This is a genomic window from Hydrocarboniphaga sp. (assembly GCF_965279055.1).
GTDB lineage: Bacteria > Pseudomonadota > Gammaproteobacteria > Nevskiales > Nevskiaceae > Hydrocarboniphaga.
Map to the genome: position 1 here is coordinate 2,052,706 of NZ_OZ257125.1, position 24,156 is coordinate 2,076,861.

The window sequence follows — 24,156 nt, forward strand, 5'->3', positions numbered from 1 at the left end:
TGGTAGCCGCCGTTCTCTCATCTATCCAGGCAAATGTGACACTGACTATGAAAATGTCAGGAAAATTCGGCCGGTGTGTCCCCGATTGTCATTGTTGCTGTGTACGAGGGTCACTCAGGGTGGGGGCTGTGTACCGACAGCGGATTCGCTGCCCGATGCGGCGTCGAAGACCTTCGGGCCGGTGGCGCCGGCATCGATCGCCCGCACCATCGCCAGCGCACGGTTGTCTCCGCTCTGGTGAGGGTCGTAGGCAATCGGTATCAGCGCCACTCTGGCTTCTGCTGTCCGGTTGCTGTTGAGCAGGGCTTGCGCGTACATCCACCTCAGCCCCTGGTCCTGCGGTGAAAGCTTGAACGCCTGCTCGAGTGCAGCCGCGGCGTTCTCCGTAGGTTGCTCGTGCTGCTGAACGTAGCTCATGAAGAACAGGTAAAGCGGCTCGGCGGCATTGGGGTCGAGCTGGTTCGCCTTGATGAACCAGCCACGCGCCTTTTTCCATGCCAGGGCGTCATTCGATGCCATGTTCTCAAGTCGTCGTACCGTGATACGTCCCTTGTAGAGCAGTGCTTCGCGTGCCCTGGGATTGGCCGCCAAGGCCCGATCCGCCGCCGCCTCGGCCTCGTCCAGATGGCCCGCGCCGTATTCGATCCCGGTGAGTACCGTTTGCGCGCCAGCGTCGTCGGGAAAAGCCTTGGCCGCTTGCCGTCCTTCGGGCACCAGTGATTGCGCTTCTTTTTGATCCATGCCCCGATCGGAGCGCATCCGCAGTGCCAGGGTCGCCGTCTCGCCGGCGGTGAGTGTCCTCGTTGCAATCGCGCCAGCGGTGATATTTGCGGCAGGGACCTTGCGGCAGGAAAGCGTGCCGCGACTCAGGTAGCGGTCCAAGTCTTTGTCGACTTGCGCCAAGTCGCCGAACGCGGCCAGCGCGGCGTCCAGACTGGATTTGCCATTGTTGAACGCCTTCACGTAGTTCGAGAGCTGTCCGCTGCGCGCGGCTTCGAACTTGAGATAGTGGAGCAGCAGCCAGCTGCGCCCGTAGAAGATGTCCTGCTCCTTATCGCTGAACCTGCGTGAACCTGGTTCGAGCACCACGTCCAGCGGCAGCTTGTCGCCTCTGAGCAGGCCGTAGGCACGATGCTGCGCGGCGCGGCCAAAACACATGGACCCGTCCCGGGCTTCTTCAGCAGTCGAATTGAACTCGGCGAAGCCCTCGTTGAGCCAGCGTGGATACGCGGCGCTCGAATTCGCGAGCAGGAAGTGATGCGTATATTCGTGGAACAGCACGACCTCGGGCTTGAAGCCCGCATGCCAGGCCAAGTCGTCCACGCTACGCAGCGTGAAGGCGATCGATCCGCCTATGTGCGGGACGTAGAAACCATCCACGTTCGAGCAGCTCGCGCCGCACAGTTTGGTGACCGTCGCGCCGTCCGCTACCACGTAGATCAACAGCCGGTTCGAGCGCTCCTCTGGAAGCGCCTCGACACCGTGGATGTAGCGCAATCCGGAGTCGAATTTCTCCAGTCGCTCGGCGAAGTCGCGTAGCCGTTTTTCGGATGTGTCCGCATAGATGATGAAGTGATCGGTCGATGCCTCTCGCCACACCGGCGCGGCGCGCGCGGCGGTGGTCATTTGCGCAGCCAGTATTGCGCAGGCAAGGGCGAGCAGTTGCACAGCTCCAGGCCGGCGGCGAGCGTGGTGATCGGCATTTCGCTTGGAGCGGCGCGCAATCCGGGGACTGGCCGCGTTCTCGTATGCCGTTCGCTCACTGCTCGCATTCACGTGGCCCTTCCGCATGTGTTTCGCCTTATTTCCATGGCCGCCTCAGTTTGACATCAGTGCAATCCTGCGAGATCCGGAAGCGACTCGGTAAAGATCCGACTCGGTGCTGCGATCCCGTGCCGCCCGTTCGCCAGCATCTTGCGAGCGTGGAGCTTCGTCAGCTGCACATGGACGGTTGCTTGCGATGGCTTCTGTGCGCTGGACGTGGCCGCGAGGCTGAGCGTCCATGGCCCCGACGTGCGGGCGTCCGCGTGCGCAGGCGTGGCGCGCCATGCGAAGCTGCGTGTACAGCAAGCTCCAGAGTTTCCAGCCGAGCACTTCGGGCGGGATGAACAGGTCGATCACGCGGGTGGCGAAGCAGTCGATCTGCGTCGGACTGGACACTTTGGCTCCGGTGTTTTCACGCGATAGATCTAAGTTGTTTTGGCGAACGGCGCACCAGCGGCCCACTGGATGCCGCCGAGCAGGTGCTGGCGGAACAGCGGCTCCTGATAAGACTCGACGGTATGCCCGAGACCCGTGTACCAGGAGCGGCCGCCGTCGTAGTGCTGGTACCAGGCGATCGGATGCGGCGTGCCCATGCTGCCACCCTGATAGCTCGATTCGTCGAGTTGCAGCAGGATCTTCACGCCGGGCGCCGGCACCATCTGAAAGTTGTACCACTCGTCCCTGCGACTCCAGTGTGGCGGCAGCATGCGCGTGGACACGTGCCCGCGGTCGAGCACGTCGATCGCCGCGTTCTGGACCGCGGGATGGCTGGCGAAGGTGGCGCCGACGAGCTTGCCGTACCAGGCCCAGCCGTACTCGGTATCGGTTGCCGAATGCACGCCGACAAAACCGCCGCCGCCGCGGATGAATCCTTCGAACGCCTGCTGCTGAGCGGCATCCAGCACGTCGCCCGTGGTGCTCAGGAAAACCACCGCACGGTACTGCTGCAGCTGCTGCGGCGTGAACACGCCTGCGTCTTCGGTCGCGACGACGCTAAAGCCGTTGGCATCGCCAAGTTCACGGATCGTGGCGATGCCCTGCGCAATCGAGTCGTGGCGGAATCCCGTAGTCTTGCTGAACACCAGTACCGAGTAGCGATCCATGCCGTCGGACTTTGACTCCATCGGCGTCACGCCACATGCGCCAAGCAGCAGGCCGCACAGGAGCATCGCAGCTCGCAGCCCGCGCGCGGCGCGGCAGAAACCTGAAAAGCTCACGATGAAGATCGCCTGTCTCGTCCCATTTCTTCGTGCCTCAACGGCGCACGTCCAATCCCTCTTCGGCCAGAAACGTGAGCATGTCGGCTTCGCGCAGCTGGTTCACGTCACCCGCAAGCGAGTGTTTCAAGCAGGCACAGGCGACCGCGAAATCGAGTGTCGCCGCCTCGTCCATGCCGCGCAGTAGCCCGTGCAGAAGGCCGGCCGCAAAGGCGTCACCGGCGCCGATGCGATCGACGATGCCGTTGAGGCTGTAGCGGCGCGTCTGGTGCAGGCCGTCGCGACTGGCCATCAGGCCGGCGAGCTGCTGATGATCGACGCTGTCATGGCCGCGCTCGGTTGCCGCCATGTAGCGCAGCCGCGGCCATGCGGCGAAGGCGGCGGCCGCGGCGGCGCGGAAGCGCTGGATCGTCGGTTGCTGCGGGAATGGCAGGCCCAGCATCAGCGCGATGTCGCGGTCGTTGCCGAACAGCAGATCGGCTTCGGCGGCCAGCTCGCGCAGCAGCGCCGGCGCTTCGTCCGCGCGGTTGCCCCAGACCTTGCTGCGATAGTTGCAATCAAAAGAGATGCGCGTGCCGTGCTCGCGTGCCGCGTGTACCGCGGCACGCGCGGCGCGGGCGGCGTCGGCACTGACCGCCAGCGTGATGCCGGACAGGTGCAGCCAGTGCGCGCCGTCGAGCAAGGCAGGCCAGTCGTAGGCGTCCGCCGCTGCGCAGGCGAAGGCGGAGCCGGCGCGGTCGTACAGAATCTCGGACGGACGCTGCAGCGCGCCAACGGCGAGAAAGTACAAGCCAACGCGACCTTCTGCGGTGCGGATGCCGCGCGTGTCGACGCCCAGCCGTCGCAGTTCGCCGACGCCGGCGCGGCCGATGGCGTTGTCGGGCAGGGTGCTGACCATGGCGCTGTCGTGACCGAGCACCGCAAGCGAGGCCGCCACGTTGGCTTCCGCACCACCGAAACGCGCCTCCAGCCGCGGCGATTGCAGCAGCAGCTCGCGCTCGGGCGCCGTCAGTCGCAGCAGCAGTTCACCGAAGCAGACGATTCGCGCCGTCACGATGCTTCTTCGGGCCAGCGGCTCTGCGCGAGTCGGTGCATGCCGGTCGCAGCACAGGCTTCGTCGTGCGCCTGCATCGCGATGCCGTGACGCTGCAAGGCCTGCGCGTAAAGTGATACGAGGCTGCCGCTGCCGATGATGTGTACGCAGGATGCCTGGGGCGGCGCCAGCTCGCGCACTTCGTGGCCGATCAGCAGGCCGGACAGATAAGAGGACGACTGCTCCGGAGCCAGCTCGCCGAACAGGCCGAGCGTGCGTACACCGAACAGTTGGTGCAGCAGTCCGCCCGAGCTGGTGGCAGCGTCGAGGCCGCGTTCGAACGCGCTCGCATCGTGCTGGTCTTGCTTCATCAGCTTGCCTAGGATGCTGTGCTTGCAAAGAACCTGGAACACCTCGCCGGTCATCGCGGTGCGCAGCGCGGTGATGCGGTTCCCGTGTACGCTAACCCATTTGTTGTGAGTGCCGGGCAGACACAACGTGTGCGTGCCGGGCCCGAGTTCGTCGAGCACGCCGCAGATTTGAACTTCCTCGCCGCGCATGACGTCCGGCACGGCCGACAACGTCGAGGAGCACGCGGGCTGGCACAGTCCGGGCACGATCGAGATCGAGCGTTGCGGCAGGGTAGGGGCGTCGACTTCGACCATGCCGGCGGCGATCTCGCCGAGTCCCGCCGGGCATTCCACGTAGGGCGCCTCGCGCCAGCCCTGGCGGCTGCCGATCATCCCGGCGAGCACGATCCGTGCATCGTCCCAGCCGCCGATCTGCTCGGTCAGCACCGCCTCGAAACGGCCTTCGCAGCGGAGGATGCCGAGCGGCGCCCGACGCTGGTCGACGACGTGGCCGCGCGCGTCGAGACGGTAGGCCCGCAGGCTGCTAGTGCCCCAGTCGATCGCGATCATGGACGATGCTGGCTTGGTGATATGCGTTGATGAAGCGCTGCGCCATTTCGCGTGTGCGATCGATCGGCTGGCCTGCCTCGTAGAGGTCGCTTCCCAGCCCGGCGCCGACGCAGCCGGCGGCCATGTAGTCAGCCAGATTGGTCGACGTGATGCCGCCGACTGCGAACACCGGCGTCGGTGGCAGGGTCGCCTTGATGGCGCGGATGTGACCAGGCCCGTGGGTCGAAGCCGGGAATAGCTTGAGCGCGTGTGCGCCAGCGTCCAATGCTTCGAAAGCTTCGCTGGCGGTGGCAAAGCCGGCGCAGACGTAGAGCCCGCGGGCCACCGCGTGACGGATCAGCGCCGGCCGCGTATTCGGCGTCACGATCAGACGCGCGCCCAGTGCGGCGAGCCGGTCCACATCGTCCTCGCGCAGCACGGTGCCAGCGCCGATCAGCGCGCGCTCGCCGAATTCGCGCACCGCGATGGCGATGCTCTGCGGCCAGTCCGGCGAGTTCAACGGAATCTCGATCGCGTCAAAGCCGGCGTCGACCAGCGCGCCGACATGGGCGCTCGTCTCTTCGGGAGAGATGCCGCGCAGAATGGCGATCAGCGGCAGATGGGAGGTCCAGTCGATGTTCATGTGGTGAGTCACGTCGTGATTTATTGCTGCACCGAGAAGCGATACACCGTGGTCGAGCGGTATGGCTGCCCTGGTTTCAGCAGCGTCGATGGAAACGCCGGCTTGTTTGGCGAATCTGGAAAGTGCTGTGTCTCCATGCAGAAGCCGGTGCGGTGCGCGTAGGCCTTGCCGCTCTTGCCGTTCAGCGTGCCGTCGAGGAAATTGCCGGTGTAGAACTGCAGGCCAGGCTCGGTGGTCAGCACCTTCATGACGCGGCCACTGGTCGGTTCGTACACGCTCGCGGCCAGCGCGAGCTTGCCGCCGGCGGCGTTCAGCACCCAGTTATGATCGTAGCCCTTGCCGTAGAGCAATTGCGGATCGGACTCGGCGATGCGCGCGCCGATCGCCTGCGGCTTGCGAAAGTCGAAGGCGGTGCCGGCAACGCTCTTGATCTCGCCGGTCGGGATCAATTCGCTGTCCACCGGCGTGTAGCGGTCGGCCAGGATCGTGACCTGGTGTCCGAGGATGTCGCCGGCGCTTTCGCCGGCCAAGTTGAAGTAGGCGTGGTTGGTGAGATTGACCACGGTGTCGCGATCGGTGGTCGCGTGATAGTCGATGCGCAGGTCGCCATCTTCGAGCGTGTAGCGCACCTGGGTGGCGAGGCGTCCCGGAAAGCCCTGCTCACCTTCAGCGCTGACGTAGTCGAGCAGTAATGACCCCTTGTCGATGCGCGCATTCCACAGGCGCTTGTCGAAGCCCAACGGCCCGCCGTGCAGCGTGTTGCCGTGATCGTTCTGCGGCAGTTCGATCGGCTGATTGTTCAGCACAAAACGCCCGCCGCCGATGCGGTTCCCGTAGCGGCCGATCAGTGCGCCGAAGTAGGGGTTATCTTGTAGGTAAGCACCCAGGCTAGCGAAGCCCAAGGTGATATCACCCAGCTTGCCCGCACGGTCCGGAGTTTTCAGCGTGACGATTCGACCGCCGTAGGTGGTGATGCTCGCCTCGAGCTTGTCGCTCTTGAGCGTGTAGAGCTGTGCCATTCGCCCGTCCGCCAGCTTGCCGTAGGGTTTCATCTCGATCTTGGTGTCCGCGTTTGCGAGTGCGTCTGCGTTAGCAACTAAGGCGAGCGCCAGACCGACGCCGAGGATCGGCCGGATTCTCCTCATGGATCCCTCATGGGACTTGTTATCGAAATGCGATGATCTCCGAAGGGCGGATACCTGCACCAATGGCGAATTTCGTAGTAGCGATAACAGAACGGAATGACGATGCTACTGATGACGCCATAGCAGTAACGACATCAGTGGCAATGAATATTTCATTAGTTTGATCCGGACGCACTTTCTATTCTTGCGGAATAAGGGCCGAAAGGCCCAAAAAAAAGGCCCGACAGGGCTCATGGCGAGAGGAGAAAATGTATGCGTGCCAGTCAGCCTCCGTAGCACCTGCGGCTGCGGGTGGTCGTGTCGACCGCCGCCCGCGCTCTGGTTACGCGGCCGGGTTGGCCGCAGGCCTCATCCGAGAGCGGCCTGATCAGGCTCCGACGAGGCCCGTCCCCGGCCCAGCGCGATTCAATCCTGTCGACGATCTGTTCCGGTTCAACTCCAGCCAGTTCCACACCGCGGTCGGTTTGGCTGGAAGCGCTCATCACGAAACTGATGAAGCGCGTCATCAGCGCGCTGGTCCCGTAACTGCCTCGATTGACAATTCAGGAGCATCCATGAAATCCCTCCGTTCTGTTCGTCTCTTTGTCGCCGCCGCCGTCATGACGTCCCTCCCTTCCGTCGCCTCCGCTTGGAGTACCTGGGACGATTGGGGGTCCTGGACCGATGGCACCGCCACCGTCGCCAACCAGATCTGGGGTAGCGGCCATGGATCCCAGCTTCTCTGGGTCAATAGCGCTACCAACTGGGGCGTGTGGGCCGACCACCCCAACACCGGTGGCGTTAAATCCTACCCCAATGTCTTGTACTACTTTGGCAGGAACATATCTGCCATTAACACGTTGCAGAGTGGTTTCAACGTCTCCGTGCCTGGAGATGGTGCCTGGGAAGTCGCGTACGACATTTGGGACGAAAATAAATCCAATGAGATCATGATTTGGATGAATTCCACCGGCAGCAGCGACGGCTGCGGCAACAACGCACCGATCTCATACAACTACAGCTCGTCTGGGTGTGCCGCACCGACCGACTGGAATGTCTACATCGGTTGGAACAACTGGAATGTCTTCCGTGGCCACAACGGCTCGAACAACGTGTATTCGTTCGTGCGCACCTCGTATACCAACGACGGCGCCGTCGATATCAAGGAGATCCTGAACTGGTTGCGGAACAAAGGTTGGTTGGATGACGTGAAAATTGGCGATATCTCGTTCGGTTACGAGATCACTTCGTCAAGCGGGGGCAGGGACTTCGTCACCAACAGTTACTGGATAAACAAGAACTGAGGGAACTGGCTGAGGTACGCGAACAGGACGATGCTCGGTTCAAGGATCGTACATATCGAGCACGTCCGTTGTTTTGTTGTTACCGAAGGACAAGGAGTTCCACATGCAGAATATGCGAAAGTTCATTGCAAAAGTGGTTGCGCTCGTGTGCCTGTTCATTCTCCCGCCCACTGCATTTGCACAGCTTCCAGAACCGACCTACGGTTGGAATCTGGGCAATACCCTGGAACCTCCTTGCGGCGAAGGTTGTTGGGGAGGAACGGCGAGCCAGGCGCTCATCAATGCCGTAGCAGACGCCGGGTTCAACACCATCCGGATTCCGGTGGCTTGGGATTCGCATGCCAACCAGAGCACGTATCAAATCGACTCCGCCTGGATGGCGCGCGTCAAGCAAGTGGTCGACTGGAGCATTGCGCGGAACATGACGGTGGTCATCAACAGCCATTGGGATAATGGCTGGGTCGACAACTACATGAACAGCGTCAATTCGACGACCAATGCGAAGCTCAACTCCTATTGGACCCAGATCGCCAATACCTTCAAGAACTACGACAATCGCGTGATCTTCGCCGGCATGAATGAACCGCCGGTCGACAACGCTTCGCAGATGAGCGTGCTGTTCACCTACCAGCAGACGTTCATCAGCGCGGTTCGCAACACCGGTGGCAACAATGTCACGCGCTGGCTGGCGGTGCAGGGGCCGAGCACGGACATCGATAAAACCTACAATCTGATGTACACGCTGCCCTACGATCCGACGGCGAATCGCCTGATCGTGGAAGTGCACTACTACTCGCCGTGGGAGTTTGCCCTGCTGGACTCGGGCAACATGTTCTACTTCTGGGGCCAGGGCTATCACCACGCAACGATGACCAACCGTAACGCCACCTGGGGCGAAGAGGACTACATCGAAGCGGAGTTCCAGAAGATGAAGCAGAAGTTCGTCGATCAAGGGGTGCCGGTGATGATCGGCGAGTTTTCCGTGGAAAGGCGTGACGATGCCGTCAAATATCCGGACCTGACCGGCACCGCCCTCGACCTGCATCTCGCCTCGCGGACGTATTACTACCGAACGCTGCTGGATGCCGCCAAGCGAAACGGGCTCAAGCCTATCAACTGGAGCACAACGGGCGGGCTGTTCAATTTCAGCACGGCCGCGGTCGTCGATCCGAATTCGATACGTCCCCTGACGGGCGGCGCCGCCCTGCCGCCGCCAGGCGGCGGCGGGATCATCGCCAATGGGATGTATCGGCTTACGCCACGCCACAGCGGCAAGGCCCTTGAGGTCGCCAGCGTCGGCATCACCGATGGCAGCAATGTGCAGCAGTGGAGCTACTGGTGGGGCGACAGCCAGCGCTGGATGCTGACGCACCTCGGCAACAATCAGTACAGCGTCATCAGTGCGAAGAGCGGCAAGGCGCTGGACGTGAGCGGCTGGGGCACCGGCGACGGCACCAACGTCGATATCTGGGCCTATGGCGCTGGCGCCAACCAAAAGTGGACGGTCAGCGACGGCGGCGGTGGCTACTATCGCCTGAGTCCGACTCACGCCAGCAGCAAGTGCCTGGACGTGAGCGGGGCATCGACGGCGGATGGCGCCAACGTGCAGATCTGGTCATGCGGGACCAACACCAATCAGCAGTGGTCGTTTCAGTCGCCCTGAGCTGAAGACGACGTGCTCGGGTGGCGGAAAGATGCTTCCGCCATCCGTTTTTTTGCATCCCGACTTCAACGAGAACTATGCGCCGATTCTTCCTTGCCGCCCGCACGCTTTGCCTGCTCCTGCTCCTGACGGCTCCGCGGGTCGGCGCCGAGGATCGTCAGCCGTTCCGCGATCCGGACCTGCCTGTCGACCAGCGCGTCGACGATTTGCTGTCGCGGCTCACCGTTGGGGAAAAAGTCACGCAGATGATGATGGGCACGCCGGCCATCCCGCGTCTGGGTATCCCGGCCTACGACTGGTGGAACGAGGCGCTGCACGGCGTCGCGCGCAACGGCGTCGCTACGGTCTTCCCGCAGGCGATCGGTCTTGCAGCGACCTGGAACCCGGTGCTGCACGAGCGTGTCGCCGATGCGATCTCGACGGAGGCGCGCGCGAAGAACAATGAAGCGATCGCGCGCTCCGGCGGCGGCACCCAGCGCTACGAAGGCCTGACCATCTGGTCGCCCAACATCAATATTTTTCGTGATCCGCGCTGGGGGCGAGGGCAGGAAACCTACGGCGAGGATCCTTACCTGACCTCGCGTCTCGGCGTTGCCTTTGTGCGTGGCCTGCAGGGCAAGGACCCGCATTATCTGAAGACGGTAGCCACCGTGAAGCACTATGCCGTGCATAGCGGCCCCGAGCCCGAGCGTCACGCCTTCGACGCCGTGGTCTCGGCGCGCGATCTCTGGGAGACCTATCTGCCGGCCTTCGAGGCGAGCATCCGCGAAGGCGGCGCGATGTCGGTGATGAGCGCCTATAACGCCGTCAACGGCGTACCCGCGCCGGCGCACACCTTGTTGCTGCACGACATCCTTCGCAAGCGCTGGGAGTTTTCCGGCGCTGTCGTCGGCGACGTCGACAACGTTTCCGACATGTGGCGCCCGGGCGGCCATGGCTACTCGCCCGACGCAGCCACCGCCAGCGCCAGCGCGCTGCGTGCCGGCAACGATCTTTGCAGCGGCGGCACCTACTGGGCGCTGTTCGACGCGCTGTCGCGTGGTCTGGTGACCGAGGCCGACCTGGACGCGGCGCTGCGCCGTCTTTTCGCGCTGCGCTTTTTGCTCGGCCAGTTCGACCCGCCGGCGCGCGTGCCTTATCGCGCGATACCGCCTTCGGCGAACAACACGCCCGAGCACGACCGGCTCGCGCTAGAGGCAGCCCGCCAGAGTCTGGTGCTGCTCAAGAACGACGGCACGCTGCCATTCAATCCGGCCCGCCTGCGCAAGGTCGCGGTACTCGGCCCCACGGGCGCCTCGGATTCTGCTCTGCTCGGCAACTACAGCGGCACGCCCAGCCGAAAAGTGACCCTGGTCGACGCGATCCGCGCCAAGCTGGAGCCGCGCGGCGTGAAGGTGCTTGTCGAGCCCGGCGTGCCCATCGCCAAGCCCAAGAGCGCAGGTGGCAGCCGCATTTCCGATGGCGTGCTGTTCACCGACGGCAGCCACAGCACGCCAGGTCTGCGCGGCGAGATTTTCGCTCGCGGCGAGCAGGATGCGGCGCGGCCTGTCGCCGATGGCCGCCTGCTCTCGACCCGCACCGACCTCCAGGTGGATCTGCAATGGGACGAGGCGCAGCCCGTGCAGGGTATCCCGAACCAAAACGCCAGCGCCCGCTGGAGCGGCGTGCTGGTGGCTCCGGCCGCGGGCGAATACACGCTCGGCCTGATCGCGGAGGGCGCCGTGCGCCTGTATCTCGACGATCGGCTGCTGATCGATTCCTGGCAGCCCGCCGCCGAGCGTCCGCTCGACGCCAAGATTCGGCTCGAAGGCGGACGCGATTACGCGCTGCGTCTCGAATACGCACAGCTCTCGCCCAAGGGCCGCATCCAGCTCGGCTGGATCGCTCCGGGCATGGATGCGTCCTTCGAGCGGGCACTCGCTGCCGCGCGCGAGGCCGACCACATCGTGCTCGCCCTGGGTATCACGCCCGATCTCGAAGGCGAGGAAATGAGCGTCAACGCCGAGGGATTCAAAGGCGGCGATCGCCTGGACATCGCCCTGCCGGCCCCGCAACGCGAATTACTCGCGCGGGTCGCCAATCTCAACAAGCCCGTCGCCGTGGTACTCACCACCGGCAGCGCCATCAGCTTCGATCAATCGAAAGCCGGCGCCGTCCTGGTCACCTGGTACTACGGCCAGCGCGGTGCCGATGCCGTGGCCGAGGCGTTGCTCGGCGAGGTCAATCCGGCCGGCCGCCTGCCGATCACGTTCTACAAGAGCACCGACGATCTGCCGGCCTTCGACGACTACAGCATGCGCAACCGGACCTACCGTTATTACCAGGGCACGCCGCTCTACGCCTTCGGCCACGGCCTCAGCTACACCCGCTTCGACTACCAGAAGATCTCGCTCAGCCGAGCCGTTGCGCAACTGGGCAACTCGGTCAAGGTGAGTGTCACGATCAAGAACACGGGCCCTCGTGACGGCGACGAGGTGGTGCAGGTTTACGCCACCGCCAAAAATCCGCCCGTGACGATGCCGCTGCGCCAGCTTGTCGGCTTTGTGCGCGCGCCACTGCGCAGCGGCGAAACGAAGACGATGAGCATCAATGTGCCGATCGAGCGCCTGCGCCGCTGGGACGAAGCCGCCGACCGCTACGTAGTGGACCCCGGTGTCTGGCGCCTCGCCGCTGGCCCGGCGTCTGACCGCACGCCCCTGGCCGCGTCGCTCTCTGTGCGTCCATGAGGTGCGCGGCCGCCTTTGCCGGCATCAACATATTCGTATCGGCATGAATATCGGAAAATATTTCATTAGATTGATATGGTTTCCCTTCCTATTCTCTCCTCCTCACCGCTTGCGGCCGTAAGGCAAGACGAGAGGCCAATTCAGAGCCACGAGGAGAGTTGCCATGTCGCACGCAAAGCGGTTGTCGGTAGGCAAGCTACTGACCGTCGTCGCGGTGTTCGCCGCTGCGATGGCCGTCGGTGCGTGCTCGCGCGGCGGTGAGGAGGGCGCCCCGCGTCCGGTGAAGATCGGATTCATCGTCAAGATGCCGGAGCAGGCCTGGTTCATTAACGAGCACAAGGCCGCCGAAGCCGCCGGCCGCGAAATGGGTTTTTCGGTGGTCCGCATCGCTGGCCCGGATGGCGCCCAGGTGATGACCGCGATCGACAATCTGGCTGCTCAGGGCGCGCAGGGTTTCGTGATCTGTGCGCCGGACGTGCACCTGGGGCCGGCCATCATGGCCCGGGCGCGTTCGGCCAATCTCAAGGTGATCAGCGTGGACGACCAATTGATCGGGTCCGACGGCAAGCCGATCGCGGACGTTCCGCACCTGGGCATGTCGGGCTACAACATCGGCCGGCAGGTGGGCAGTGCGCTGGTTGCGGAGATGAAGCACCGCGGTTGGGACATGGCCGACGTCGGCGCGATCCGGCTGACCAACAACGAACTGCCGACGGCCAAGGAACGCACCGACGGGGCGACCCAGTCGCTGACCGAGGCGGGCTTCCCGGAGGCGCATATCTTCGACGCGCCGCAGCGCAGTACCGATACCGAGAGCGGCCTGACCGCAGCTAGCCCGATACTCGCCAAGAACGCTGCGATCCAGCACTGGATCATCTTCGCGCTGAACGAGGAAAGCGTGTTGGGCGGCGTGCGCGCGACCGAACAGTTCAAGGTCCCAGCCGGCGACGTCATCGGCCTCGGCATCAACGGCTCGGGCGCGGCGTTCGCCGAATTTTCCAAGAGCGAGCCGACCGGATTCTTCGGCACCGTAGCGGTGAGTTCCACGCGGCACGGACGCGACACCGCGATTGCGCTGGTGCGCTGGATTCGCGACGGCGTCCAGCCGGCTGCATATACCGAGACCACCGGTACGCTGATGACGCGTGACAACTGGCAGCAAGTCCGCGCCGATCTCGGCCTCTGATGAGGCTGGCGGCGCTGTGACCACTCTGCTGGAAGTCGACAACGTCAGCGTGGAATTCCCGGGCGTCAAGGCGCTCAAGGGTGTCAGCTTCCGCGTCGAAGGCGGCAAGGTTCATGCGCTGATGGGGGAGAACGGTGCCGGCAAATCGACGCTGCTCAAAGTGCTCGGCGGCGTCAACCGGCCCAGCGCCGGCGCTCTGCGTATAGACGGCCACGCGGTCCGCTTTCGCAGTGCGGGCGAGGCCCTGGACGCTGGCATCGCGATCATCTACCAGGAGCTCAATCTGGCTCCCAACATGAGCGTGGCTGAGAACCTGTTGCTGGGGCAGTTGCCGTCCAAGCTCGGCTTCGTCGACCGGCCTGCCTTGCGTGCGCGCGCGCAGCAGATCATCTCGGAGTTAGGCGAGGACATCGATCCCGACGTGCGCGTCGGCGAGCTGTCGATCGGTCAGCGGCAGATGGTCGAGATCGGCAAGGCGCTACTGCGCAATGCCCGCATCATCGCCTTCGACGAACCCACCAGCAGCTTGTCGGTGCGCGAGATAGACAGCCTGAAACGCATCGTGCGCAGGCTGCGCGACGAAGGGCGCGTCATCATCTACGTCACTCATCGGATGCAGGAGGTTTTCGAACTGTGCGACACCGTCACGGTGTTCCGTGATGGCGCCTGTATCGCTGCGCATCCGGATATCCGCAAGGTCACGCACGATTCGCTGGTGGCCGAGATGGTGGGCCGCGCCATCGATGACATTTACGCCTGGCGGCCGCGCACACAGGGCGAAGTGCTGCTGGAAGTGCGAGGTCTCACCGGCCCCGGCGTCTTCGAGCCGGTGGATTTCACGCTGCGCCGCGGCGAGATTCTCGGCTTCTTCGGACTCGTCGGCGCCGGTCGCACGGAACTGATTCGGCTGATCTGCGGCGCGACGCGGCCACGTTCCGGCGACATCGTGTTCAAGCAAAACGCAGTCAAGGCCGGTGATCCGCGTGCGGCGATCCGTCGCGGCATCGCCTTGTGTCCCGAGGATCGCAAGCAGCAAGGCATTTTCCCGACGGCCAGCGTCATCGACAATCTCAACATCAGCGCGCGCCGTCACACGCTGCGCGGCGGGCTGTTCGTGAATCGCGCTTGGGAGGTGGATAACGCCTGCGGTTATGTCGAGCGCTTGAACATCCGTCCGGGTAACGCGCACGGGCGCATCGGCACCCTGTCCGGCGGCAACCAGCAGAAAGTGATACTGGCGCGTTGGTTGTCCGAACAAATTGATCTGCTGGTAATGGACGAGCCCACGCGGGGTATCGACGTGGGAGCGCGCGCAGAGATCTATTCCATCCTCTATGCCTTGGCCGAGAGCGGCAAGGCGATCATCGTGATTTCGAGCGACCTTCCCGAAGTGGCAGCGATCAGCGACCGCGTGGCGGTGATGCGCGAAGGCCGCTTGGTGGACATCGTCGATCGCACCGCCGCCACGCCGGAGCGCCTGCTGACCATGGCGCTGCCCGGATGAAACGCACAGGGATTACCGCATGAACAAACAGCAAGCTATTCCGCAGACTCTGACGGCGCCCAGTCTGTCGCAATCCAGCCGCGCGCTGCTGTCTCGGCTGCTCGGCAACTCCGGCATCGTCGGCATCTTCATTCTGCTGTTCGTGGGGATGGCGTTCGCGATTCCGGACTTCCTGACCGAGCGCAATCTTGGCGGGCTGCTGCTGGCCGTGGCGCTGACCGGCACCATCGCCGTAACGATGATGCTGGTACTGGCGCTCGGCGAGGTGGATCTGTCGGTGGCGTCGATCGTGGCGTTCTCCGGCGTCGTAGCGGCAACCATCACCAGCGCCAGCGGCAGCGTCGTTTTCGGCGTCGCGGCCGGGGTCGCGGCCGGCGCCTTGATCGGCTTCGTCAACGGCGTGGTGATTGCACGCTTCGGCATCAACTCGCTGATCGCCACGCTGGCAAGCATGGAGATCGTGCGTGGTTTGGCCTACATCGTCTCGCAAGGCGACGCGGTCATCATCACGCAGGAGCGCTTCTTCCTGCTCGGCTCTACGGCGATCCTCGGACTGACAATCCCGGTGTGGGTCATGCTATTCGCCTTCGTGCTGTTTGGAGTACTGCTCAACCGCACCGTGTTCGGCAAGAACGTGCTGGCGATCGGCGGCAACGTCGAGGCCGCACGTCTTTCCGGCGTGGCGGTTACCCGCGTGCGCATCGTGGTGTTTACCGTGCATGGGCTGATCACCGGCCTGGCCGGCGTGCTGCTCGCCTCACGCATGAGCCTGGGTGATCCCAAAACCTCGCTGGGGTTGGAACTCGCCGTGATCTCGGCCTGTGTGCTCGGCGGCGTCTCGTTGACAGGCGGCATCGCCGCAATATCGGGCGTGATTGTCGGCGTGCTGATCATGGGGTGCGTACAGAACGCCATGGGCCTGCTCAATGTGCCGACCTTCTACCAGTATCTCGTGCGTGGCGGAATTCTGATGCTGGCAGTGCTGTTCGATCGCTGGAAACGCAGCCGCGTGGTGCCGTGAGAGTCGAGCAATTCGAAAACAGCTTAGGAGTGAATCTCTGGGGGACCAATGCGCTTATCGCGCAATGTCTTCTTGGTTCGTTCAAGGCGCTCGAGCAGGGCTGGGCCCAAGGCAAGCGCGACGCCGACTGACAGGACGTCGAGAACCGCCAGGTGGGCCAGGCGTGTGGTCATCGGCGCGTAGACATCGGGATCTTCCGGCACGTCGACGCTCAGGGCGATGTTGGCCCGTTTCGACAGGGGCGAGCCGCCTGGGGATATGCTGATCACGTCGGCGCCGCACTCGCGCGCAATTTCGGAGGCGCCGATGATGTCTGACGTGCGCCCTGTCGCCGAGATCGCGACGACCGCGTCACCGCTTCTCAGAACCGTCGCCGCCATTCCGATGGAATGCCCGTCCAGATAAGCAACCGAGGGAATTCCAAAACGGAAGAACTTGAGTTGTCCGTCCTGTGCCACGATGCCGGAGTTGCCGATGCCGTAGAACTCGATGCGCCTGGCCTTGGCGAGGATGTCGACGGCCTGCTGTGTGCGCACCGGATCGCAATGATTGCGCACCGACATCAGCGCTCCGATCGTGCTGTCGAAGACCTTTTGTGCAACGACGGCCATCTTGTCATCTGGATTGACGTCCTGATGAACGAACGGCACGCCGGCCGCCAGGCTTTGCGCCAGCCTGAGCTTGAATTCGCGAAAGCCGCTGAATCCCAGTGCGGTAGAGAAACGGGCGACCGTCGGCTGGCTCACGCCGACGCGGGATGCGGTCTGCGCGATCGACAGGTTGAGCACTTCAAGACTTTCCGCCAGCACGAATTCCGCGACGGCTCTTTCCGACTTGCGAAGGCGATCGAGTTCGACTTTGATGCGTTCGAGAAACGGATTACGGTGGGAGACGGGTGCCGGAGCGGCCTGTCCTTTCGGGTTCCTGGCTCTGGGTGAGAGGTTTCGGGGTTTCTTCAAAATCAGAAATCGCAAAATAGGTGCATGGGAACCGCATCCTGCAATAGAACGGCCGCGATTGGAAAGCGTAGCGGGTCGTCGGACGCGGCTGCGCGCTCGAGAACCTCTCGCTTTTTCTCGCCAGCCGCAATGATGATCAGCCGGCAGCTGTCCAACAGCGCGTCCAGCGTCAAGCTCATACGTTCATACGGCGCGTTGTCGGGATTGATCGCTGCGACATCCGCAGCCCGTTTCGGATCAAGCGCCCGGGCCTCATGAAGGCTACATCTCCTCATGCCAGGCATGGCCTTCGCGCATGACCAAGGCGCTGGCCGCGGTTGGCCCCCAAGTGCCTGACGGATAGAATTTCATCGGCGTGACGTGCCGATCCCAGGCGCTCATGATCGGCTCCAGCCAGATCCAGGCCGCATCCAGTTCGTCCCGGCGCATAAACAGTGTCAGCTTGCCGCGGATCACGTCCATGATCAGGCGCTCGTAGGCGTCCCATTGACGCATCTGATAGGTCTTGGCAAAGGCGACATCGAGCGAAATCCGCTGAACCTGCATGCCTTCGCCGGGGAGCTTTGCCATCACCTCAAGCTGCAGGCCTTCGTTCGGCTGCAGGCTGATGACCAGGCGGTTGGCGCCACCTTCGCCGCCGTTGGGAAAGATCGGATGGGGCACGCCTCGAAAATTGACGACGATTTCGGCCAGTCTTTCGTCCATGCGCTTGCCGGTACGCAGGTAAAACGGCACGCCGGCCCAGCGCCAATTGTCGAGTTCGGCTTTGATCGCGACGAAGGTTTCGGTCCGGCTTTTCGGGGAAATGCCTTCTTCTTCCAGATAGCCGGGTACCGGCTTGTTGCGGATAGCGCCGGCGCGGTACTGGCCGCGAACGGTTTTGGTTCCCACGTCGGTGTCGGTGAAAGGACGCAGAGCGCACAACACCTTCAGCTTTTCGTTTCGCACGGCGTCGGGCTCAAGACTGATCGGCGGCTCCATCGCGACGATGCAGAGCAACTGCAGCAAATGGTTCTGGACCATATCGCGAAGCGCGCCCGTTGAATCGTAGAACTCGCCTCGGCCTTCGACACCGACAGTTTCGGCAATGGTGATCTGCACATCACTGATCCACGAACGATTCCACAGCGGCTCGAACAGAACATTGCCGAAACGCAGGGCGATCAGGTTCTGAACCGTCTCCTTGCCGAGATAATGGTCGATGCGAAAGATCTGTTCTTCCGTAAACACCTTGCCGACGTCTTCGTTGATGCGCGTTGCGGAGGCCAGATCCCGCCCCAGTGGTTTCTCTACAACGACGCGACTGGTCGGTGTGACCAGTCCGGCGTTGCCGAGGTTGGCGCAGATGCTGGCGAACAGGCTCGGCGCGGTCGCCAGGTAGAAAACACGGATTCTGCTACCGCTGTCCTTCAGCCATTCGGCCAGCGAGTCGAAGTCTTTTGCATTATTGGCGTCGAGCCGCGCGTAGTTGAGGCACTGGGCGAATGCTTTCCATGCGTCGTCGGTGAAGTCGCCGGCTGGGACGTGCTTTCTGCAGTTCTCTTCAACGTGGGCCAGGTACTGATCACGGGTGAGTGCGTCCCTGCCGGTTCCGATGATGCGCCAGCCCTGGTTCGGAGCGGTGTCGAGATGGCGGTAGAACAGGGCCGGCAGCAGCTTGCGCATAGCCAGATCGCCACTACCGCCAAACAGAACGAAATCGAATGCTTCAAGCGATGACATAGGTCGCCCGTTACTCAGGTTATGTTTCGTTACTACATTCTATATTGAGCGCGTCAGAGCCATCAAGGGATCACGATTGAAGCATGAAATTTCGTCTTAATACCATATATAAATTCATATACATGGCTCGCGGGAATTGTTATCAGCTTGAAGAACAAGCGAGCTTTTAACGCAGTTTTTGATGCTTGTAATGTAGTATTACTACCGCCCCCGATGCATCATCGCGCCGAATGATGGAAGTCCACCGTATGCCCCTACATCCTGTTATTCACGCCGCTACCGAACGCCTGCGAGCCCGTAGCGCCGTTTTGAGGAGTGCTTATTTGAAGCGGTGCTCCGATGCTGCCGAGGCAGGAACGGTTCGGTCACGGGCGTCGTGTACCAACCTGGCTCACGCCTTCGCCGCTGCGCCTGCAGACGATAAATCCGTTCTGCGCGCCGGTCGGTGGCCGAATCTCGCCATCGTTTCTTCGTACAACGACATGCTGTCGGCGCACCAGCCGCTGGAGCGCTTTCCGGCGATTCTCAAAGACGCCGCGCGAAAAGCGGGGGCGGTTGCCCAGTTCGCGGGCGGCGTACCCGCCATGTGTGACGGTGTTACGCAAGGGCAGGCGGGAATGGAGCTATCGCTGTTCTCCCGCGACGTGATCGCGATGTCGACCGCGATTGCGCTCTCGCACAATGTTTTCGACGGCGGCTTGTACCTCGGTGTCTGCGACAAGATCGTGCCGGGTCTGCTGATAGGCGCACTGCAGTTCGGGCATCTGCCGGCCATCTTCGTGCCTGCCGGCCCGATGGCCACCGGCCTTTCGAATCCCGAAAAAGCCAAGGTGCGGCAACTTCATGCCGAAGGCAAGGTCGGTCGCGAGGCGCTGCTGGAAGCGGAAATGGCCTCGTATCATGGCCCTGGAACCTGCACGTTCTACGGCACCGCCAACAGCAATCAGATGCTGATGGAAGTCATGGGGCTGCACTTGCCGGGTGCAGCGTTCGTGAATCCCAATACCGCGCTGAGGGACGCATTAACCGCTGCGGCGGCGACGCGAGCGGCGCAGATCACGCGATCCGGCGCGGACTACACGCCGATCGCTGACGTGATCGATGAGCGCGCGATCGTCAATGGCATCGTCGGCTTGCTGGCTACGGGCGGGTCCACCAATCACACGATTCATCTCGTGGCGATCGCACGTGCGGCCGGCATCATCATCGACTGGAACGATTTCGATGCCCTCTCGGATGTGGTGCCACTGCTGTGCAGGGTCTATCCAAACGGCAGTGCTGACGTCAATCACTTCCATGCCGCTGGCGGCGTCGGCTTGCTGACCCGTGAGCTGCTCGACGAAGGGCTGTTGCATGAGGACGTCACCACCGTCGCAGGTAAAGGCCTGCGCCGCTACACGACGGAGCCCAGGCTCGAATCCGGAAATCTAAGCTGGGTTCCCGGGGCTGCCTGCAGCCTCGACCACGCGGTGCTGGCTTCTGCCAATGCACCGTTCAGCGCCGATGGCGGCCTGAAGCTTTTGAGCGGTAATCTCGGTTGCGCGATCATCAAAACTTCCGCGGTCAAACCTGAACATCGGATTGTCGAGGCGCCGGCACTGGTGTTCGATAACCAGGACGACATGCTCGCTGCGTTCAAGCGGGGTGAGCTTCACCGCGACTTCGTCGCCGTCCTGCGTTTCCAGGGACCCCGCGCCAATGGCATGCCGGAGTTGCACAAGCTGACACCGGCACTGGGCGTGCTGCAGGACCAGGGATTCAACGTTGCGCTGGTCACTGACGGACGCATGTCGGGCGCCAGCGGCAAGATTCCGGCTGCGATACACGTGACACCGGAGTGCCTGACAGGCGGTCCTCTCGGGCGGGTGCGCAATGGCGACCTCATTCGGGTGGACGCCGGTGCTGGCGTCCTGGACGCCCTGGTCGATGCCGGCGAATGGCTGCAACGTGAAGTGGAGGTGCCCGATCTCTCGCCGAACCACCATGGTGTCGGCCGCGAGTTGTTCGCCGCCGCTCGCGCTTCCGTCACCGGTGCCGAGCAGGGTGCCATTTCCTTCTTCGCAGCCTGAGCGAGCGCCGAGCTATGCATCCTTCCCATTACGCCGTCGAAAAAATCCTGTCATCGGGGCCGGTGATTCCCGTGATCGTCATCGAGGATGTCGCGTACGCTGTGCCCCTGGCGCGTGCCTTGATCGCCGGTGGTGTACGCGTACTGGAAGTCACGCTGCGCACGCCCGCCGCGATCGACAGCATCCGCGCGATCGTCGATGCGGTGCCGGAGGCTCTGGTCGGCGCCGGCACCCTGATCAACGATGCCGACATTCGGCGCGCGCAGGCCGCCGGTGCGAGCTTCGGCGTGAGCCCGGGCGCGACGCCGTCACTGCTGGCCGCTGCGACGGAATTGAGTTTTCCGATGTTGCCTGGCGTCATGACGCCTTCCGACGTGATCGCTGCGATCCACGCCGGCTATACGGCACTCAAACTTTTCCCTGCGGCGCAGGCCGGTGGCATCGGCATGCTTAAAGCCTTGAATGGCCCGTTTCCGCAAGTCCGCTTCTGCCCCACGGGCGGCATCAGTCCGACATCGGCGACTGATTTCCTCGCGCTGCCGAACGTCGCTTGCGTTGGCGGCTCGTGGTTGACTCCGGCGGATCTGATCGAGGCGCGAGATTGGGCCGGGATTACTCGTCTAGCTCAGCAGGCATCGCAACTGCGGTAATGAACGGCGCTTTCAGCGTATGAGCACGAACTGAGGCGATAGGGAGCACCGGGATCATCACGAGTCTGGGGCCGTCCAGCCGCGACAAGGCCAAGATCCAGCTGCCAAATGTGTTGGCGTTTTCAGTCAGCAGCAATATAGTTCGCATTAGAACGATGTTTATAGACCGGTGCTGGCGCCTGGAACGTTTCGGAAGTCACCGCGCCCGAATCCACCAGTCGGGCTCGGCTTCTAAGGAGAGGGAATGGTCTTCGAATTCATGAATGGTGGGCTGAGCTACGATCCGGCGGCGGTGGTGGCGAATACCTCGCAGAATCTGGGATTGGTGCTCGGCGCCTGTATCGTGTCGTTTGTCGGCGCGTACATGCAGTACTTTGGCGCGATCCAGATGGGCTTCAAGCACAGGACCCACTCGATCCCGCTGGTCGGAAACCTCTGGTTCTTTTCTCACGACACCACGTACGTGATGAACTTCCATCATTGGTTCCATGAAGTGGACTTCTGGCTGGTTCGCGCTTTCTGGTTTGCGCTGGTGGTGTTTGCGACCTGCGAATGCGTGGTCACTTACCAGATCCTGCGGTTTTCGCGTCGCGACTTGTTTCCGGGCATGAGCCTGCCACAGTCACTGGCGAGTTACATCGGCCTGCAGCTGTTCACCTACGGACTGTTCTGGTGGTTCATGTCGATGATCGAGGACCCGTATTACCTGCTGTCATTCTCGACAACCGTCGTGCTGGCGCCGATGTTCAACATCGCGATGATGCGGGCGCGTGGCAGCCGCAAGGGTTTCTCGCCTTTTTTGCTGACCGGGTTCGTGCTACTGACGACGGGCTTCTGGGCGTGGATGTTTCTCAGCGATCCGTATTTCCTTCAGCCGTTCTACTGGCTGGTAGCGACCGGCAATATCGGAATCAGCGTCGCGGCGCTGTTCTACTTCCGCACGCTGCCTGAATACCGGCCGCCCGTGACGGCCTGACCCGGCAGGCGGCTCCGGCACCGCTTTTCGAGCGCCGGCACCGCACTGGCGACTACTGGGGACGCTTGAGCTGCAGGCCACTTCGCTTGCAGTGCGCCACCAGCTCGTTCCTCTGGTTGTAGCCGCGATGCATGAATACGACGATGCCGGCATTCGGGCGTGATTTGCTTTCACGCAGTTCCAGCACCTCGGTTTCGACGCGCAGCGTATCCCCGTGAAACAGCGGCTTGGGAAAACGCACTTCGTCCCAGCCAAGATTGGCGACCGCAGTTCCAAACGTGGTCTCGTTGACGGATATGCCGGTCATAAGGCCCAGGGTGAACGCGCTGTTGACGATGCGTTGACCAAACTCGGTGTGTTCGCGGCAATACGCCTCGTCGAGATGGATCAGCGCCGGGTTGTGCGTGATCGCGGTGAACCAGACGTTGTCGGTCTCGGTGATCGTGCGTCGGATCGGGTGCTGAAAAATCTGGCCGACCGTGAGGTCGTCGAAGAATACGCCGGGCATGGTGGGCTCCTGTTCAATAAGACTTCGGCAGATCGAGCACCTTCTCGCCGATAAACGACAGGATCAGCTGTTCGGTGACCGGCGCGATGCGCGGCAGGATCGATTCGCGGAACAGCCGCTCGACCTGGAACTCGCGCGCGTAACCCATGCCGCCGTGCGTCAGCACCGCCTTGGTCGCGGCGTCGAAGGCGGCGCGGCCCGACAGGAACTTGGCGGCATTGGCTTCGGCGGCGCAGGGCAGGCCGGCGTCGTACAGCCAGGCGGCTCGCAGGCACATCCAGTACGCGGATTCCAGCAGCGTCCAGGCCTCGGCCAGCGGATGCTGGATGCCCTGGTTCTTGCCGATCGGCCGTCCGAAGACGACGCGGTCCTTCGCGTACTTGGATGCTCGCTGCAAGGCGTCGCGGCCTAGGCCGATAGCCTCGATGCCGACCAGCACGCGTTCGGGATTCAGACTGTCCAGCAGGTAATAGAAGCCCTTGCCTTCCTCGCCGATGCGATCCGATTCCGGTATGAAATAGTCGTCGATGAAGGTCGCATTCGAATCCACCGCATTGCGGCCGAGTTTCTTGATGCGGCGTACTTCGATTTTGCTGCGATCGAGATCGGCGTAGAACAGTGTCATGCCGTCGGTGGGCTTTTTGCACTCGCTCTTGGGCGTGGTGCGCGCCAGCAGCACGATCTTGTGCGCCTCCTGGCCGGTGGAGGTCCACATCTTGCGGCCGGTGACGCGGTAGCCGCCGTCCACTTTCTTGGCGAAGGTCTTGATGCTGGTCGTGTCGAGGCCGGCGTCGGGCTCGGTGACACCGAAGCAGGCCTTTTCCTTGCCCTGGATCAGCGGCGTCAGCCAGCGTTTTTTCTGTTCGTCGGTGCCGTGCACGACGATCGCATGAGGGCCGAACAGATTGATATGAATGCTCGACGCGGCGGATTGCCCGCCGCCGCAGTTGGCGACGGCGTGCATCATGATCGCCGCCTCGGTTACGCCCAGACCGGCGCCGCCGAGTTCTTCGGGCATGGTGATGCCGAGCCAGCCGGCCGAGGCCATCGCCGAGTAGAACTCTTCGGGGAAGCGCGCGTTTTCATCGCATTCGTGCCAATAGTCATCGGTGAATTCGGCGCAGACCTTGCGCACGCTGGTGTCGATTTCGCGCTGCAGTTCGGTGAGTGAAAAGTCCATGGTGTCCT

At 62.8% G+C, this 24,156-nt stretch carries 20 protein-coding genes; 9 read left to right on the top strand and 11 right to left on the bottom strand.

Annotated elements, in window-relative coordinates; translation table 11 throughout:
* Positions 1-114: 114 nt before the first annotated feature.
* The 6 genes from ACQZF9_RS09155 to ACQZF9_RS09180 all read right to left on the bottom strand — a co-directional run bounded on the left by ACQZF9_RS09155 (position 115) and on the right by ACQZF9_RS09180 (position 6,701).
* Positions 115-1,626 carry a tetratricopeptide repeat protein gene (locus ACQZF9_RS09155; RefSeq protein WP_428312930.1) on the bottom strand — a complete coding sequence of 504 codons (1,512 nt, stop codon included), beginning with the start codon at positions 1,624-1,626 and terminating at the stop codon, positions 115-117.
* A gap of 563 nt (positions 1,627-2,189) precedes the next feature.
* Entirely contained in the window at positions 2,190-2,888 is a 699-nt protein-coding gene (locus ACQZF9_RS09160; RefSeq protein ID WP_428312931.1) for a ThuA domain-containing protein, read from the bottom strand.
* Between the two features lie 130 nt (positions 2,889-3,018).
* Positions 3,019-4,038 (bottom strand): sugar kinase, encoded by a 1,020-nt coding sequence (locus ACQZF9_RS09165; protein WP_428313398.1) that lies wholly within the window; start codon positions 4,036-4,038, stop codon positions 3,019-3,021.
* Entirely contained in the window at positions 4,032-4,934 is a 903-nt protein-coding gene (locus tag ACQZF9_RS09170; RefSeq protein ID WP_428312932.1) for a 2-dehydro-3-deoxygalactonokinase, read from the bottom strand. Before ACQZF9_RS09170 ends, ACQZF9_RS09165 begins: the two co-directional genes overlap by 7 nt.
* Positions 4,909-5,550: a 2-dehydro-3-deoxy-6-phosphogalactonate aldolase gene (locus ACQZF9_RS09175; protein WP_428313399.1), complete on the bottom strand. Its 642-nt coding sequence runs from the start codon at positions 5,548-5,550 to the stop codon at positions 4,909-4,911. Before ACQZF9_RS09175 ends, ACQZF9_RS09170 begins: the two co-directional genes overlap by 26 nt.
* A 26-nt stretch (positions 5,551-5,576) precedes the next feature.
* Positions 5,577-6,701: an aldose epimerase family protein gene (locus ACQZF9_RS09180; RefSeq protein ID WP_428312933.1), complete on the bottom strand. Its 1,125-nt coding sequence runs from the start codon at positions 6,699-6,701 to the stop codon at positions 5,577-5,579.
* Between the two features lie 554 nt (positions 6,702-7,255).
* Between ACQZF9_RS09180 and ACQZF9_RS09185 the strand changes: the two genes are divergently transcribed.
* The 6 genes from ACQZF9_RS09185 (at position 7,256) to araH (ending at position 16,084) form a co-directional block, all read left to right on the top strand.
* Positions 7,256-7,984, top strand: coding sequence for a GH12 family glycosyl hydrolase domain-containing protein (locus tag ACQZF9_RS09185; RefSeq protein ID WP_428312934.1), 729 nt, complete (start codon positions 7,256-7,258; stop codon positions 7,982-7,984).
* Positions 7,985-8,087: 103 nt separating this feature from the next.
* Positions 8,088-9,647, top strand: coding sequence for a cellulase family glycosylhydrolase (locus ACQZF9_RS09190; protein ID WP_428312935.1), 1,560 nt, complete (start codon positions 8,088-8,090; stop codon positions 9,645-9,647).
* A 77-nt stretch (positions 9,648-9,724) separates the two neighbouring features.
* The gene (locus ACQZF9_RS09195; protein WP_428312936.1) at positions 9,725-12,373 is read left to right on the top strand and encodes a glycoside hydrolase family 3 C-terminal domain-containing protein; all 2,649 of its coding nucleotides are present in this window, start codon (positions 9,725-9,727) and stop codon (positions 12,371-12,373) included.
* Positions 12,374-12,536: 163 nt separating this feature from the next.
* On the top strand, positions 12,537-13,559 hold the full coding sequence (locus ACQZF9_RS09200; protein WP_428312937.1) for an arabinose ABC transporter substrate-binding protein: 1,023 nt from the start codon (positions 12,537-12,539) through the stop codon (positions 13,557-13,559).
* A 16-nt stretch (positions 13,560-13,575) separates the two neighbouring features.
* Positions 13,576-15,063: an L-arabinose ABC transporter ATP-binding protein AraG gene (araG, locus tag ACQZF9_RS09205; RefSeq protein WP_428312938.1), complete on the top strand. Its 1,488-nt coding sequence runs from the start codon at positions 13,576-13,578 to the stop codon at positions 15,061-15,063.
* A gap of 19 nt (positions 15,064-15,082) precedes the next feature.
* Positions 15,083-16,084, top strand: coding sequence for an L-arabinose ABC transporter permease AraH (gene araH, locus ACQZF9_RS09210; RefSeq protein ID WP_428312939.1), 1,002 nt, complete (start codon positions 15,083-15,085; stop codon positions 16,082-16,084).
* 23 nt (positions 16,085-16,107) lie between these two features.
* On the opposite strand, the gene ACQZF9_RS09215 is transcribed toward araH, so the two are convergent.
* From ACQZF9_RS09215 to zwf, 3 genes are read right to left on the bottom strand one after another with little or no spacing between them, the layout of a single operon-like run.
* Entirely contained in the window at positions 16,108-17,043 is a 936-nt protein-coding gene (locus ACQZF9_RS09215) for an SIS domain-containing protein (protein ID WP_428312940.1), read from the bottom strand.
* Between the two features lie 2 nt (positions 17,044-17,045).
* Positions 17,046-17,327: a 6-phosphogluconolactonase gene (locus ACQZF9_RS09220; protein WP_428312941.1), complete on the bottom strand. Its 282-nt coding sequence runs from the start codon at positions 17,325-17,327 to the stop codon at positions 17,046-17,048.
* Positions 17,305-18,765, bottom strand: coding sequence for a glucose-6-phosphate dehydrogenase (zwf, locus tag ACQZF9_RS09225; RefSeq protein ID WP_428312942.1), 1,461 nt, complete (start codon positions 18,763-18,765; stop codon positions 17,305-17,307). Before zwf ends, ACQZF9_RS09220 begins: the two co-directional genes overlap by 23 nt.
* 248 nt (positions 18,766-19,013) lie before the next feature.
* On the opposite strand from zwf, the gene edd reads away from it, so the two are divergent.
* The 3 genes from edd (at position 19,014) to ACQZF9_RS09240 (ending at position 22,460) form a co-directional block, all read left to right on the top strand.
* Positions 19,014-20,834 (top strand): phosphogluconate dehydratase, encoded by a 1,821-nt coding sequence (gene edd, locus ACQZF9_RS09230; protein ID WP_428313400.1) that lies wholly within the window; start codon positions 19,014-19,016, stop codon positions 20,832-20,834.
* 14 nt (positions 20,835-20,848) lie between these two features.
* On the top strand, positions 20,849-21,484 hold the full coding sequence (locus ACQZF9_RS09235; protein WP_428312943.1) for a bifunctional 4-hydroxy-2-oxoglutarate aldolase/2-dehydro-3-deoxy-phosphogluconate aldolase: 636 nt from the start codon (positions 20,849-20,851) through the stop codon (positions 21,482-21,484).
* A 244-nt stretch (positions 21,485-21,728) separates the two neighbouring features.
* Entirely contained in the window at positions 21,729-22,460 is a 732-nt protein-coding gene (locus ACQZF9_RS09240; RefSeq protein ID WP_428312944.1) for a hypothetical protein, read from the top strand.
* A gap of 52 nt (positions 22,461-22,512) precedes the next feature.
* On the opposite strand, the gene ACQZF9_RS09245 is transcribed toward ACQZF9_RS09240, so the two are convergent.
* Together ACQZF9_RS09245 and ACQZF9_RS09250 are read right to left on the bottom strand one after the other, a co-directional pair.
* Positions 22,513-22,968, bottom strand: coding sequence for a MaoC family dehydratase (locus ACQZF9_RS09245; RefSeq protein ID WP_428312945.1), 456 nt, complete (start codon positions 22,966-22,968; stop codon positions 22,513-22,515).
* 13 nt (positions 22,969-22,981) lie between these two features.
* Positions 22,982-24,148, bottom strand: coding sequence for an acyl-CoA dehydrogenase family protein (locus ACQZF9_RS09250; RefSeq protein ID WP_428312946.1), 1,167 nt, complete (start codon positions 24,146-24,148; stop codon positions 22,982-22,984).
* Positions 24,149-24,156: the final 8 nt, after the last annotated feature.

What these genes read in the sequence shown, in the direction of transcription:
- ACQZF9_RS09155 (WP_428312930.1), bottom strand. Translation starts at nt 1,626, where the DNA reads ATGACCACCGCCGCGCGCGCCGCGCCGGTGTGGCGAGAGGCATCGACC.
- ACQZF9_RS09160 (WP_428312931.1), bottom strand. Translation starts at nt 2,888, where the DNA reads ATGGAGTCAAAGTCCGACGGCATGGATCGCTACTCGGTACTGGTGTTC.
- ACQZF9_RS09170 (WP_428312932.1), bottom strand. Translation starts at nt 4,934, where the DNA reads ATGATCGCGATCGACTGGGGCACTAGCAGCCTGCGGGCCTACCGTCTC.
- ACQZF9_RS09180 (WP_428312933.1), bottom strand. Translation starts at nt 6,701, where the DNA reads ATGAGGAGAATCCGGCCGATCCTCGGCGTCGGTCTGGCGCTCGCCTTA.
- ACQZF9_RS09185 (WP_428312934.1), top strand. Translation starts at nt 7,256, where the DNA reads ATGAAATCCCTCCGTTCTGTTCGTCTCTTTGTCGCCGCCGCCGTCATG.
- ACQZF9_RS09190 (WP_428312935.1), top strand. Translation starts at nt 8,088, where the DNA reads ATGCAGAATATGCGAAAGTTCATTGCAAAAGTGGTTGCGCTCGTGTGC.
- ACQZF9_RS09195 (WP_428312936.1), top strand. Translation starts at nt 9,725, where the DNA reads ATGCGCCGATTCTTCCTTGCCGCCCGCACGCTTTGCCTGCTCCTGCTC.
- ACQZF9_RS09200 (WP_428312937.1), top strand. Translation starts at nt 12,537, where the DNA reads ATGTCGCACGCAAAGCGGTTGTCGGTAGGCAAGCTACTGACCGTCGTC.
- araH (WP_428312939.1), top strand. Translation starts at nt 15,083, where the DNA reads ATGAACAAACAGCAAGCTATTCCGCAGACTCTGACGGCGCCCAGTCTG.
- ACQZF9_RS09220 (WP_428312941.1), bottom strand. Translation starts at nt 17,327, where the DNA reads ATGCCTGGCATGAGGAGATGTAGCCTTCATGAGGCCCGGGCGCTTGAT.
- zwf (WP_428312942.1), bottom strand. Translation starts at nt 18,765, where the DNA reads ATGTCATCGCTTGAAGCATTCGATTTCGTTCTGTTTGGCGGTAGTGGC.
- edd (WP_428313400.1), top strand. Translation starts at nt 19,014, where the DNA reads ATGCCCCTACATCCTGTTATTCACGCCGCTACCGAACGCCTGCGAGCC.
- ACQZF9_RS09235 (WP_428312943.1), top strand. Translation starts at nt 20,849, where the DNA reads ATGCATCCTTCCCATTACGCCGTCGAAAAAATCCTGTCATCGGGGCCG.
- ACQZF9_RS09240 (WP_428312944.1), top strand. Translation starts at nt 21,729, where the DNA reads ATGGTCTTCGAATTCATGAATGGTGGGCTGAGCTACGATCCGGCGGCG.
- ACQZF9_RS09245 (WP_428312945.1), bottom strand. Translation starts at nt 22,968, where the DNA reads ATGCCCGGCGTATTCTTCGACGACCTCACGGTCGGCCAGATTTTTCAG.
- ACQZF9_RS09250 (WP_428312946.1), bottom strand. Translation starts at nt 24,148, where the DNA reads ATGGACTTTTCACTCACCGAACTGCAGCGCGAAATCGACACCAGCGTG.